Source organism: Alloalcanivorax mobilis, from assembly GCF_002864685.1.
GTDB lineage: Bacteria > Pseudomonadota > Gammaproteobacteria > Pseudomonadales > Alcanivoracaceae > Alloalcanivorax > Alloalcanivorax mobilis.
Genome location: NZ_NMQZ01000036.1, coordinates 1 through 12,862, shown reverse-complemented (window position 1 = coordinate 12,862; position 12,862 = coordinate 1). Strand labels below are relative to the sequence as shown.

The window sequence follows — 12,862 nt, the reverse complement described above, 5'->3', positions numbered from 1 at the left end:
CCACCGAATTACTGAACACTGAACACTGAACACTGAACACTGAACACTGAACACTGAACACTGAAGTTTCCCTCAAGCATGCTCCTGGCGACACAGGCCGTGATCGCCGAGCACCTGAATGACCCGACAGTGCGCCACGTCGCCACCTTGGCAGCCGGCGATCATGCGATCCAGTTCGTCACGCAGAGCGCCCAGTGATCGAATCCGCTCCTGCACCGCGTCGCGGTGGCGGCGGGCCAGGGCATCCACCGCGCTGCACTCGCGCTGGGACTGGTCGGACAGCTCCAGCAACTCGCGAATGTCACCGATGGTGAAGCCCAGTTCCCGGGAGTGGCGGATAAAGTGCAAGCGCTCCCGATGGTGCTCCGCGTAGCGGCGTTGATTGCCGACGCTGCGCGCCGGCTCTGGCATCAGCCCGATCTTTTCGTAGTAGCGGATGGTCTCCACCTTGCAGCCGGTGGCCCGCGACAACTCGCCGATGGAATACATCACCTCACCTCTTTGAACCTGTGGTTGCTACAGCTATTTAACGGCTGTTTTCGTTGCTGTGGAACCCCCCCCGCCTGCGGTGTGCTCTTCAGTCGATTGAACGCCCGATGGCGGTGCTTCAGCGGATGAGCCGCGCCAGTTTCCGTCTTGACGGCGCGCGGGGGGTGCCGTACAGTTTCGACTCCGCTCAAGGTAATGGTGCATGTCTAAGCGTTGGATCACAGCGATTCTGGTTTTTTTTCTGGCCGTCAACGGCTTGGTGGTAGCGGGGGAATCCGCAACCCATGCCAGCCATGACGGGCCGGGCTCTGTGCTGCATGCCTTGGACCACCCGGACAGCAATTCTTTCGCCTCGCCGTTGCACCACGACGACTGCGACGGCGGGCATCATGATTGCCACACCCACGCAAACTCCGCGCCCTTGAGCGCCCCGGGCTTTATCGTTTCTTTCGCCAACAGCGCCGTCTGGCCTCTCAGCCTGCACGCCGGCGCGGTATTGTCCGGTCGCGAACCGCCTGTACCCCCTCCGAATACGATGACTTTCTAGCCACTCCTTGTGCCTCCGGCGCCTGCCGCCGGTGTCCTTCGTATTCGGAGAAATCATCATGCATTACCGTACCCGACGCGGCGGCTTTGCTGTCGTATTCGTCGGTTTGGTCCTGGTCTGGCCTCTGGTCGCCGGAGCTGAAACTGTCGATTTAAATACCGTGGTGGCTCGTGTGCTGGAGCAAAATCCGGGCCTGGACGAATACCCCTATCGTTTCCGAGCTGCGGATGCCGCTGCTGTTCAGGCGGGCATCCGCCCCAGTACCGAACTGTCCCTGGAGATCGAGAACGTGGCCGGCTCCGGTCAATGGTCCGGCACCGACGGCGCGGAAGTCACCCTGGCGCTGAGCCAAGTGGTGGAGCTGGGCGGGCAGCGGGACGCCCGGCTTGACACCGCCCGCCGCGCCGGCGAGCTGAGCCGTTTGGATTACGATCTGGCACGTCTGGATTTGCTCGGCGAGGCCAACCGGCGCTATCTGGCACTGGCCGCGGCCGAGCGTCGCGTGGCGCTGGCCGAGCGGACCCTTGGTCTGGCCGGGGACGCCGAACAGGCCGCCCGGCAACGGGCCGCCGTCGGTGCCGCGCCTTCATCGGAGCGGCGCCGGCTGGTGCTGGCCCGGCAGGCAGCGGAACGAGACGTCCAACGTGCCCGCATGGAGCGTCGCTCGGCGAGCCAGCGGCTCGCCGCCCTATGGGGGGTCACCGGCGAGCAGGATCTGCGCGCCGCCGAAGATCTGTTGCCGTTACCGGAACTGCCGGAGTTGGACCAATGGCGCGAGCGTCTTGACCAGGCGCCTCGGCTGCGCGAGTTCGCCTCCCGCGCTCGTTTGGCCGAATCCCAGATCCGCCTGGCGGAGGCCAACGGCAGTCGTGACGTGCGCTTTTCCGTTGGCGCCCGCCATGATGAAGCCAGTGGTGACCAAGCGGCGGTGCTGGGTTTCTCCATGCCGCTCAATCTGAGTAATCCCAATCGTGGCAACCAGGCCCGGCGAAGGGCCGAGGTGGATGCGCTCCAGGCCCGTCGAGACGCGGCGCGCATTGAGTTGCTGGCACTGGTGGAAGGCTTGTACCTGGCGTTGCAGCAACGCCGCGATGAAATCGTCGCCATTCGCGAACAATCCCTGCCGGAGGCCCGTCGCCTCTACGAAGAAGTCCAGGCCGGCTATCGTCGCGGGCGCTACAGCGTCCTTGATTTGATCGACGCCGCCCGCTCCAGATTGGCCCTGGAGCGCCATGTCACCGACCTGGCCGTGGACTTCCACCAGCAACGCAACGAACTGGAGCGCCTGACCGGCACTTCCCTGGCCGCCGAAGCGCGTGCGCAAGGAGATTCCCAATGAACCGATTTATCGTGAATGTGTTGTACGCCGGCCTTCTCTGTGCTGTTACCACCGGCGCTTGGGCTGCAGGCGCGGGCGGTGGCGATCCTGCTGAAAGCCAAGAGCGTGAGGGGCCCCACGGGGGACGCCTGCTGGAGAAAAATGATTTCGCTCTGGAGTTGACGATATTTGAAGATGGCGTTCCGCCTGAATATCGGGTCTACGCCTATCGGAACGGAAAACCCCTGGGCCCGGATCAAGTCGATCTGACCATCAGGCTGGATCGTTTGGGCGGACAGCGGGACCGGATCACCTTTGAGCCGGAGCGTGATTATTTGCTGGGCCAACAGCCGGTGACCGAACCTCATTCCTTTGATGTCACGGTGGACGCCAGCCTGGCTGGCGAGGCGCACCAGTGGCGTTTCGAAAACCACGAAGGTCGTACCCGTATCCCCGAACGTCTGGCGAAAGCCTCCGGTCTCGGTACCGAAATCGCCAGTGAGCGAACCCTGGAGCGCACGCGCCAGGTCACCGGCCGGGTCGAAGCAGATCCCGACAAACTGTACCGGGTCACCGCCCGCTATCCGGGCACGGTTGAACGGGTGCTGGTCTCGGTGGGTGACCGGGTAAAAAAAGGCCAGCCGCTGGTGCGGGTGGAAGCCCGGGAGAGCCTCACCCTGCAGACGGTGACCGCACCGGCGGATGGCGTGATTACCGAGCGCTTTCTGAATGCCGGAGCGGCCACCAACGGCGAACCGATTGTTGAGATCGGCGATTTCTCCACCCTTTGGCTGGAGCTGCACCTGTTCCGTCGTGATCTGGCCGTGGTGTCCCCAGGGCAGGCTGTGCGCCGAGCGGACGACGGTACTGTGTTGGGCGAAGTGGATTACCTGTACCCCCGAGCTGACCAGGACAGCCAGGTCACCCGGGCGCGGGTGGTGGTCGACGATCCGCCCGCCGATCTGCGTCCTGGCATGTTGATCGGCGCCCAGGTGGTGATTGAAAAGAAGACGGTGCCTTTGGCGGTACGCCGGGAAGCGATTCAGAGTTTCCGTGGCATGCCAGTGGTTTTTGCCCGCTTCGGTGAAAAGTATGAAGTGCGGATGGTCAAGCAAGGCATGAGTAGCGCGGATTATGTGGAAGTCATCGGTGGTTTGGAGCCAGGCACTGAATACGTGACTGAGAACAGTTTCCTAATCAAGGCCGACGTCCTTAAAGACGGCGCCACTCACGACCACTAGGTGCTTAAGCACTAAGGAGATCTCATGATCGATGCTTTCGTGGGCCTGGTGGTTCGCCGGCGCTGGTTGGTGATGGCGTTGACCGCGTTGCTGGTGTTGGTGGGCATACGTAGCGCCGTGCAATTACCCATCGATGCGGTACCCGACATCACTAATGTCCAGGTGCAAATTAATACCAGTGCGCCAGGCTACTCGCCACTGGAATCGGAACAACGTATCACCTACCCGGTGGAAACGGCGATGGCCGGGCTGCCTAATCTCGACTACACGCGCTCGGTGTCCCGATACGGCTTGTCCCAGGTCACGGTAGTGTTTGAGGAGGGCACCGACCTGTACTTCGCCCGCCAGCGGGTGGCGGAAAAACTGCAAAGCGTGCGCGGGCAATTACCCGAAGGCATGGAGCCGGAGCTCGGTCCCATTGCCACCGGGCTGGGTGAGATTTTCATGTACACCGTGGAGGCCGACCCGGACGCCCGCAACGAGCAGGGCGAGCCCTACGACTCGGAGGACCTGCGTACCCTGCAGGACTGGGTGGTGCGGCCGCAGTTAATGCTGGTGGATGGCGTCACCGAGGTGAACACCATTGGCGGCTTCCAGCGCCAGTATGAAGTGGCGCCGGACCCGTCGAGGTTGATCGCCCATGAACTGAGTCTGGGAGATCTGTCAGCGGCCTTGCGCGACAACAATTTAAACCTCGGTGCCGGTTATCTGGAACGCAACGGCGAGCAGTGGCTGGTGCGTTCCCCGGGCCAGGTGGCCAGCCTGGATGAGATCGCTGAAATCGTCGTGGCGCGGCGCGGTGATACCGTAATACGTGTGGCGGACGTGGCGGAAGTCCGCTTCGGTAAAGAGCAGCGCACCGGCGCGGCCACCCGCAACGGTGAGGAAGTAGTGCTCGGTACCACCTTCATGCTGATCGGCGAAAACAGCCGGGAAGTGGCTCAATCAGTGGCGAAGCGCCTTCAGGAGGTTAACCGGTCCCTGCCCGATGGCGTGCGGGCCGAACCCATGTATAACCGCACCTCCCTGGTGGAAAAAACCATCGCCACGGTGGAAAAGAATCTGTTCGAAGGCGCGCTGCTGGTGATCGTGGTGTTGTTCGCCCTGCTGGGCAACTTCCGCGCCGCCCTGATCACCGCCGCGGTCATTCCATTGAGCATGTTGTTCGCGCTCACCGGAATGGCGGCCAACCGGGTCAGCGGCAATCTGATGAGCCTTGGCGCCATCGACTTCGGGTTGATCGTCGACGGCGCGGTGATCGTGGTGGAGAACTGTCTGACCGGTCTGGCGGCGGCCCAGAAGCACCATGGGCGTTTGCTCACTTTGAAAGAGCGTTTGGACACCGTCACCCGTGCCACTCGGGAAGTGTTCAAGCCCAGCGCTTTTGGGGTGTTCATCATCATGGTGGTGTACCTGCCGATCTTTGCCCTAACCGGCGTGGAAGGGAAGATGTTCCACCCCATGGCCTTCACGGTGGTGGCGGCGCTCACCGGGGCGCTGATTCTATCGGTGACCTTTGTGCCCGCTGCCGTCGCCCTGTTCGTGCGCGGTCGAGTGGGCCATCAGGACAATCCGGTGATGCGGGTGGCGCGCCGCCTTTACCAGCCGGTTCTGGATGTCGCTCTGCGCGCCGCCGTGCCGGTATTGCTAGTGGCGGGAGTGTTGGTTGTTACCAGCGGAGTCTTGGCTACCCGGCTGGGCACCGAGTTCATTCCGCAACTGGATGAGGGCGATGTGGCGGTCCACGCGCTGCGCATTCCCGGTACCAGCCTGAGCCAGGCGCTGGAGATGCAGGAACAAGTGGATCGCCGTTTCCTGGAATTCGACGAGGTGGACAAGGTGTTCGCCAAGCTAGGCACCGCCGAGGTGGCCACCGACCCGATGCCGCCCAATGTGGCGGACACCTTTGTGATTCTGAAGCCCCGCGACCAATGGCCGGACCCGGATCGGTCCAAGGCGGATTTGGTCGCCGCCATGGCCGAGGCGGCGGAAACGCTGCCGGGCAACAAGTACGAGTTTACCCAGCCGATTCAGATGCGTTTCAATGAGCTGATCGCCGGGGTGCGCGCGGATTTGGCGGTGCGCTTTTACGGCGATGATCTGGATCAACTGGAAGCGCTGGGTGAGCAGGCGGTATCGGTGATCAACAGGGTGCCCGGCGCCGCCGACGCCCGTCTGCAGCCGCTCTCAGGCTTGCCGGTGCTCACTGTTACACCGGACCGGGAAGCATTGGGCCGCTACGGTCTGAATGCCTCCACCGTACAGCGGACGGTGCGTGTCGCGGTGGGCGGCGAGACCTTGGGTACCGTATACCAGGGTGACAGCCGCTTCCCGTTGCGTCTGCGTTTGCCGGCGGAGAACGTGGCGGATCTGGACACCTTGAAGCGGCTTCCGATAGCGGTGCCCGGTGGCCACGACCCCGGCTATGTGCCGCTGGAGGAAGTAGCGGAGGTGGCGTTGACGCCGGGGCCGAACCAAATCGATCGGGAGAACGGCAAGCGTAACGCCATTGTCTCCGCCAACGTGCGGGGCCGGGACCTGGGCTCATTTGTCGAGGATGTGCGGACGGCGGTTCGCGAGGAGATCGATCTGCCCACCGGTTACTGGGTGGACTACGGCGGTACCTTTGAGCAGTTGCAGTCCGCCTCCCGGCGTTTGGCCATCGTGGTGCCGCTCTCGCTATTGCTAATCTTCGCGTTGTTGTATGGGGCGTTCGGCAGTGCCCGCGATGCGCTGATTATTTTTACCGCCATCCCCCTATCGCTAACCGGGGGCGTGCTGGCCCTGTGGGCACGCGACATCTCCCTGTCGATCTCCGCCGGGGTGGGATTCATTGCCCTGTCCGGCATCGCCGTGCTCAACGGTGTGGTGATGCTCTCTCACATCAAAGATCTGATGGCACAAGGTATGCCGCTACGGGACGCGGTGCGTGAAGGCGCGCTGCGCCGCCTGAGGCCAGTGCTGATGACCGCATTGGTGGCGGGGTTGGGTTTCGTGCCGATGGCCTTTAACACCGGCATCGGCTCGGAAGTGCAGCGTCCTCTGGCCACCGTTGTGGTTGGAGGGATTGTCACCGCTACTCTGCTTACCCTGGTGGTATTGCCGGCACTGTACAGTCGGTTTGGCCGTAAAACGGTTGAAGCGGTTTCACCTAGACCTTAACTCGAAACAGGGCGCCACTGTTTGCGGCGCCCTGTCAGTATGAGATGGGTAGGAGTTGCTATGCCTTTATTCGTTAAGTATTTGATTACCGCCTTGCTGGTAGTCGTGGTCTCGGAAATCGCCCGCCACAGCGGAAGGTTAGGGGCCTTGGTTGCGGCCTTGCCGTTGGTCACGGTATTAACGCTGATCTGGTTGCATGTGGAAGGCGCGCCCTCGGCCAGGATTGTGGACCACGCGTGGTACACCTTCTGGTACGTGCTGCCAACGCTGCCCATGTTTCTGCTGTTTCCCGTCATGATGGCGCGCTGGGGCTTTTGGCCGGCCCTGTCCTGCAGTGCGCTGTTAACGCTGGTGTGTTTCCTGGTACTGGTGGTAACCATGAAGCGTTTTGGTATTGATTTACTGTAAAGATTTGGCGAATTCAGAGGGAGGACAGAACGCATACCACCAATATTGACGATGAATTACTGGCCATGCCTGTGCGTCGCCGGGGCCGGTCGAGGACCAGTCCGAAGTCCTCTTCCTGATCGGACTTGACCCTGTAGTGGCTACAGGTATTGAAATGTGCCGAAACGGATCGAAGGAGTCGCCCAGTGCACACCCATCACCACCATGATCATGGTCACTCGCACGGCGCGCCGAAGGATTTCGGCCGCGCCTTCGTGATTGCCATCACCCTGAACCTGGGATTCACGATGGTGGAATTCGTCTACGGGTTCATCGCCCAATCCTCGGCGTTGATGGCCGACGCCGGCCACAATCTGTCCGACGTGCTGGGTCTGGTGCTGGCCTGGGGCGGCGCCCTGCTGGCGCGCAAGGCACCGGACAGTCGCTTTACCTTCGGGCTGCGCGGCAGTTCGATTCTGGCGGCGCTGGCCAACGCCATGTTCCTGATGATCGCCTGCGGCGCGATTGGCTGGGACTCCATCCGGCGGCTGGCCGATCCGCCGGAGGTGGCATCGGTAACCGTGATGGTGGTGGCGGGCATCGGTGTCCTGATCAACGTGGCGTCGGCCTGGTTATTCGCCAAGGGCAGCAAGAGTGACTTGAATATTCGTGGCGCTTTCCTGCACCTGGCCGCCGACGCGGCCGTTTCTGTAGGCGTGGTGCTGGCCGGTCTGGCGATACTTTATACCGGGTGGAACTGGCTCGATCCGGTGACCAGCCTGCTGATCACCCTGGTCATCGTGATCGGCACCTGGGGCCTGCTGCGCGAATCCTTGAAACTGGTGTTGAATGCAGTGCCCGCGAGCATCAACCTTCCCGAGGTGGATACCTGGTTGCGTGACCAGCCCGGCGTCACCGAGATCCACGATCTGCACATCTGGGGCATGAGCACCACGGAGAGCGCGCTGACCGTCCATCTGGTGATGCCGGACGGTTTCCCCGGTGACGCCTACTTGGACCAGGTGGCGGAGGGTCTGCACGATCATTTCAGCATCGCCCACAGCACTTTGCAGGTAGAGCGTGGCGATAGCCCCCACGTTTGTGTGCTACACGAACCGGATGGAGACTGACATGGCATGTTGCGAACCGGAATTGAATGAGCAGGCGCCCGCCGCCTATCGAAGCGCGCTGATCGCGGTGCTGGCGATCAACCTGGTCATGTTCGCCATCGAGGCGGCGGTGGGCCTGTTCTCGGGATCGCGGGCACTGCGCGCCGACGCCCTGGATTTCCTGGGCGACGCCGCTACCTACGGCCTCACCCTGTGGGCGCTGGGCCAATCGCTCACCTGGCGGTTTCGCGCCGCCCGTATCAAGGGCTTCTCGCTGCTGCTGCTGGGGTTGCTGGTGCTGGCGGACAGCCTGGTGAGCCTGGTAACCGGGGCCGCGCCCCCGGGGGGGATGATGTCCGGCATCGGCGCACTGGCATTGTCGGCCAATCTCATCAGTTTGATGCTGCTGGTGCGCTACCGCCAGGGCGACGCCAATATTCGGTCCGCCTGGCTGTGCACGCGCAATGATGTGCTCGCCAACCTGGCGGTGATCGTCGCCGGGCTGCTGGTGCTGGCGACCGGCAGTCACTGGCCGGACGTGCTGGTGGCGATGGCGATCGCCGGGTTGTTCTGCCATAGCGCGGTGTCGATCCTGCGCCAGGCCAATGCGGAGCAGCGGGCCGGGGACGCATCGGATCGTGACTGCCGTGCCTCGACGCGTTAGTCTGCCTTGCATCCCTGACCCAACGACATCGCCATGAGTTTCCAAAACGAAGATCTGATCGCCGTCTGCCAGCGCACCATGCCGTTCGGCAAATACCAGGGCCGGCCGCTGATCGACCTGCCCGAACCCTACCTGCTGTGGTTCGCTGACCGCGGCTTCCCCGCCGGCGAGCTGGGCCGTCTGATGGCGCTGGCGATGATTATTCGGGTCGAGAGCCTGACCGATCTGGTGGCGCCGTTTCGCGGCTAGCCGGCCGGCTTGAATCAGGCCACCAACAGGAGTGAGTGCATGAGCGAAGCGTTAATCATCATGGCTCACGGCAGCCGCAGTGAAACGGCCAACGACGAGTTCCGCCTGCTGGTGGAGCGCGTCGCGGAAGCTGGCGAGGATTACGTGGCGGTGCTGCCGTGCTTTCTGGAGCTGGCGCGGCCGTCGTTGATGGAGGCCTTGCAGCAGATCGAGCACCAGCCGGTGGCCCGGGTGCGGGTCTATCCGTTGTTCTTCAACAGTGGCAAACACGTGGCCCGGGACATTCCCGCCCAGGTGCAAGAGGCGCGTCAGCGCCATCCGCACCTGGACATCCGGCTGCTCGATTACTTCGGTACCGCCGAAGGGCTGGCGGGGCTGGTGGGGCGGCATATCGAGGCGCAGCGCGATTCATAGAATCGTGTTTTCAGTTTTCAGTTTTCAGTTTTCAGTTTTTTGTGAGCGTTGGGCTCAGTCGAAGGTCTTGGCGACGATGATGCCGCCCCACAGCAGATTGCGGTCGCCGGCACCGTCACGCACTTCCGAAGTGTGCCCGCGCAGCACATAGCTGAGCCGATAACCGTTCTGGAATTCGAAGGTGTAGCCGACCCAGGCTTCCAGCACCAGGTGGTTGAGTTCATCGAACTGGTAGCGGACTTCGCTGTCGCGGAACTGGCCCTGCAGAAAGGCGTTGTAGCCCCGGGCCACGATCGCGGCGCCGCCCCAGAGGTAGTGCTCGTTGGTGCCGGTGGGGCGATTGTTCTGTGAGGCGCCTTGACCGTAACTGACCAGCTCCGGGTTGGATTGCCACCAGGGGCTGCGCAGCCGGCCGCCGCGAAAACTCAGGCTCCAACTCGCCTCCGTGAGGTAACCCAGTGAGCCTTGCAGGGTGCTCTTCACTTCCAAGTTGTCCGATGACACATCCAGGTACTTCTGCCGAGCGATCGCGTAGCGGGCGGTGGGTTCGCCGCCGTCGCTGATCTGATCGTCCCAGCCTTCCGCGTGGTGGCTGCCGGTGACCTTGTGCACCGCGTTCTGCGCATCGCCCACCAGGTCCAGGCCCAGCGCGCCCACCGTCAAAGAGGAGTGCCAGGCGACGCGGTTGACGCGGTCTACTTGCACCCGAGACTGCGACAGATAAATCAGGCTGGCGTAGGGGCGGTCGTCATAGTGGGTGGCGGTGGCTTCCACGTCTTCCGGGGTAAAGCCGAACAGGCCGGCCTCGACGGTGTGGCTTTCCACGCCGTCGTTGGAGCGCGCCGCGAGGCCGGCGAGGCGATCCAGCCAGCGCAGCGGCGTGTCCAGGGAAAACCAGAAGTCGCGGGCACCGGCGCCGGTGTAGGAAGCGCTCAAGCCGTAGGTGTAATCCTGATCACGGCTGCCCGGCACCAGCATGTCGTTGTCGAACGCCACCGACCAGCTGTCCCGTCGTGGCTCGCGCGCCGGTTGCGGGCGGGGGCGGCGCGGGGTGTGTTCTGCGCTGGCTCGGAACCCATCCAGAGAGGCCAGCCGCGGATCGGCGCCATTGGCGGTTTGCCCGGTGCTATCGGCCGGCGCGGTGATGGGTAAAACAGCGAGTGCGATGGTCAGGCCCGCGACCCACCAAAAAATTTCCGGGAGAAATTTTTGATGCCGCGTGAGCGGCGGCCCGGAGGGTGGCCGCCAGGGACGGCAGGCCACAAAAGTCGGGCCGCGTTGAGGGTGTGTGTCGGAATCACTCATGGTTCAGGTTCCCTGTTTCCAAGCGCGCCGCGCAGCTGAAGAAGGTGGCGGCGATTGCCGTTGAAGGCGGGCAAGAGTAGGACGCAACAGCCGGACAACGGTATGGGGGAACTGGAAAGTTCTTGCCTGTTTCTGCACCCGGCCCGCAGGGGTTGTCCGCCGAAGGCGACGAAATTCAGCGTCGCTGCTTTGGCGTCAATGCCGGTTTCCGCCACGCCGATCCGACCCGCATAGAGCCATTAAGCCCCAGCAAAGCGTGGTCGGGATGTAAAAGCTTGTGGCATGGAACAGAGGTGTTAAGTGCTTGGGGATTTCACTTTCTTTCTGATTTTTTCCAGTTTTTTATATTTGATCGCCGGGCGCCTGGTTGAGCTCGTCGAGCCGCTGCAATCGCAGCGCGGCCAGCAGTGCCACGGCCAGCAAGGCGGCGATAAAAGCGGTGACCGCCGGCCAGCCGCCGTGATGCCAGAAGGTGCCGCCGAGGGTGCCGGCCAGGCTGGAGCCCAGGTAGTAGAAAAACAGATACAGCGACGACGCCTGGCCACGCGCATGCTCAGCCCGCCGCCCGACCCAACTGCTGGCCACCGAATGCGCCGCGAAAAAACCGAAGGTGAAAATCAGCAGGCCGGACAGGATCAGCCACAAGGAAGTCGCCAGTGTGATCAGCAGACCGACCAGCATCATCGCCACGAACCACCAGAACACCCGAGGGCGGCCGAGCCGGTCGGCCAGGGCGCCGGCCCAGGCGGAACTGTAAATGCCGGACAGATAAACCACCGAGAGCAGGCCCACGGCGCTCTGGCTGAAATGGTAAGGCGCGGCCAGCAGGCGGTAGGCAATGTAGTTGAACAGCGTCACAAAGCTGCCCATCAGCAGAAAGCCCGCCAGAAACAGCCACGGCAGGCCGCGATCGCGAAAGTGCACGGTGAAGCCCTGCAGCAGGTTTGCGGCGTTCAGGCCTCGCGGCTGAAAGTGCCGTGACGGCGGCAGCCAGCGAATGAACAGCAACGCCGCCACTAACGCGATGGCACCCATTACCGCCAGCGTCAGGCGCCAATGCAGCCAGTCCACCATGACGCCGCTGATCAGCCGCCCGGCCATGCCGCCGATGGCACTGCCGCCAATGTACAGACCCATGGAGACGCCGACGAAGCGTGGCGCCACTTCTTCGCTCAGGTAGGTCATGCCCACCGCGCACAGGCCGGACAGCGCCAAACCGCACAGGGCCCGCATCACCAGAACGCCACCCCAGGTGGGCATGCACGCGGCTAACAACATAAAGACGGCGGCGGCCAGCAGCGCCACCGACATGATGCCCTTGCGGCCGAAGGCGTCGGACAGCGGCCCGGTGATCAACAGCCCCAATGCCAGCATCGCGGTGGTCACCGACAACACCAGCGAACCGCTGGCCGCGTTGAGCCCGAACGCGGCGGAAAAAATCGGCATCATCGGTTGCACGCAATAGAGCAGCGCGAAGGTGGCGAACGCACCCAGGAACAGCGCCAGCATGGTGGCGCGGTAACCGGGTTGGCCCCGTTCGATAAAGGGCGCGGGGGTGTCTGTGGCAGGGGGCACGGCGGGTCTCGTGGCAGAGAAATTGGCGTGCCAAGGATACGGCGTCAGACGGTGCGGTAACAGGGATCTGAGTAAGGGGGCGGCAGGCCGCCGCCGGATTTGCTTCTGGTGTGGGGCCGGCCCTTGAGCGAATCGGTTTTGCCAGGCTGGCCTTGCCTTTCAGGCTCGGTTCGCGGTCGGGGATCGCTCCCACAGCGGCGCTGTAGCAAGGCGAGGCAGGGAACAGGTTGCAGGGAACAGGCGGGTTGGCGAAGGCCCGTTGCTGGCACGGCGGTATGCCGCCCAACGGTATGCCGCCCAGCGACGGTTTTGATCTTTTGCGTCAGACGTCCGACGCCAGACGTCCGACGAAAAAAATGCCAACGTACCGATCAGAACCGGTACTGACCGCCGTCGATGCCG

At 63.1% G+C, this 12,862-nt stretch carries 12 protein-coding genes; 9 read left to right on the top strand and 3 right to left on the bottom strand.

Going from position 1 to position 12,862, the window contains the following annotated elements; genetic code table 11:
• Positions 1 to 72: 72 nt before the first annotated feature.
• The gene (locus CGS25_RS14945; protein WP_089034247.1) at positions 73 to 489 is read right to left on the bottom strand and encodes a MerR family transcriptional regulator; all 417 of its coding nucleotides are present in this window, start codon (positions 487 to 489) and stop codon (positions 73 to 75) included.
• 202 nt (positions 490 to 691) lie between these two features.
• Between CGS25_RS14945 and CGS25_RS19070 the strand changes: the two genes are divergently transcribed.
• From CGS25_RS19070 to CGS25_RS14905, 9 genes are all read left to right on the top strand, one after another.
• On the top strand, positions 692 to 1,036 hold the full coding sequence (locus CGS25_RS19070) for a hypothetical protein (protein WP_089034248.1): 345 nt from the start codon (positions 692 to 694) through the stop codon (positions 1,034 to 1,036).
• 58 nt (positions 1,037 to 1,094) lie between these two features.
• Entirely contained in the window at positions 1,095 to 2,375 is a 1,281-nt protein-coding gene (locus CGS25_RS14940; RefSeq protein ID WP_089034249.1) for a TolC family protein, read from the top strand.
• Positions 2,372 to 3,595, top strand: a complete 1,224-nt coding sequence (locus CGS25_RS14935; RefSeq protein WP_089034250.1) for an efflux RND transporter periplasmic adaptor subunit — start codon at positions 2,372 to 2,374, stop codon at positions 3,593 to 3,595. The genes CGS25_RS14940 and CGS25_RS14935 overlap by 4 nt, the downstream gene beginning before the upstream one ends.
• A 24-nt stretch (positions 3,596 to 3,619) precedes the next feature.
• Complete coding sequence (locus tag CGS25_RS14930) at positions 3,620 to 6,757, top strand: efflux RND transporter permease subunit (protein ID WP_089034251.1); 3,138 nt, start codon at positions 3,620 to 3,622, stop codon at positions 6,755 to 6,757.
• A gap of 60 nt (positions 6,758 to 6,817) precedes the next feature.
• Positions 6,818 to 7,165 carry a DUF3147 family protein gene (locus tag CGS25_RS14925; protein WP_089034252.1) on the top strand — a complete coding sequence of 116 codons (348 nt, stop codon included), beginning with the start codon at positions 6,818 to 6,820 and terminating at the stop codon, positions 7,163 to 7,165.
• Between the two features lie 185 nt (positions 7,166 to 7,350).
• Positions 7,351 to 8,274: a cation diffusion facilitator family transporter gene (locus CGS25_RS14920; protein WP_089034253.1), complete on the top strand. Its 924-nt coding sequence runs from the start codon at positions 7,351 to 7,353 to the stop codon at positions 8,272 to 8,274.
• A 1-nt stretch (position 8,275) separates the two neighbouring features.
• A complete protein-coding gene (locus CGS25_RS14915; protein WP_089034254.1) occupies positions 8,276 to 8,917 on the top strand; it encodes a cation transporter in 642 nt (213 codons plus the stop codon).
• A 33-nt stretch (positions 8,918 to 8,950) separates the two neighbouring features.
• On the top strand, positions 8,951 to 9,166 hold the full coding sequence (locus tag CGS25_RS14910) for a DUF3820 family protein (RefSeq protein ID WP_089034255.1): 216 nt from the start codon (positions 8,951 to 8,953) through the stop codon (positions 9,164 to 9,166).
• A gap of 9 nt (positions 9,167 to 9,175) precedes the next feature.
• Positions 9,176 to 9,580 carry a sirohydrochlorin chelatase gene (locus CGS25_RS14905; RefSeq protein WP_255406620.1) on the top strand — a complete coding sequence of 135 codons (405 nt, stop codon included), beginning with the start codon at positions 9,176 to 9,178 and terminating at the stop codon, positions 9,578 to 9,580.
• A gap of 54 nt (positions 9,581 to 9,634) precedes the next feature.
• Here the strand turns inward: CGS25_RS14905 and CGS25_RS14900 are convergent, their stop codons facing one another.
• Both CGS25_RS14900 and CGS25_RS14895 read right to left on the bottom strand, forming a co-directional pair.
• Positions 9,635 to 10,726: a lipid A deacylase LpxR family protein gene (locus CGS25_RS14900; RefSeq protein WP_408608732.1), complete on the bottom strand. Its 1,092-nt coding sequence runs from the start codon at positions 10,724 to 10,726 to the stop codon at positions 9,635 to 9,637.
• A gap of 501 nt (positions 10,727 to 11,227) precedes the next feature.
• Positions 11,228 to 12,460 carry an MFS transporter gene (locus tag CGS25_RS14895; RefSeq protein ID WP_232802430.1) on the bottom strand — a complete coding sequence of 411 codons (1,233 nt, stop codon included), beginning with the start codon at positions 12,458 to 12,460 and terminating at the stop codon, positions 11,228 to 11,230.
• Between the last annotated feature and the right edge of the window lie 402 nt (positions 12,461 to 12,862).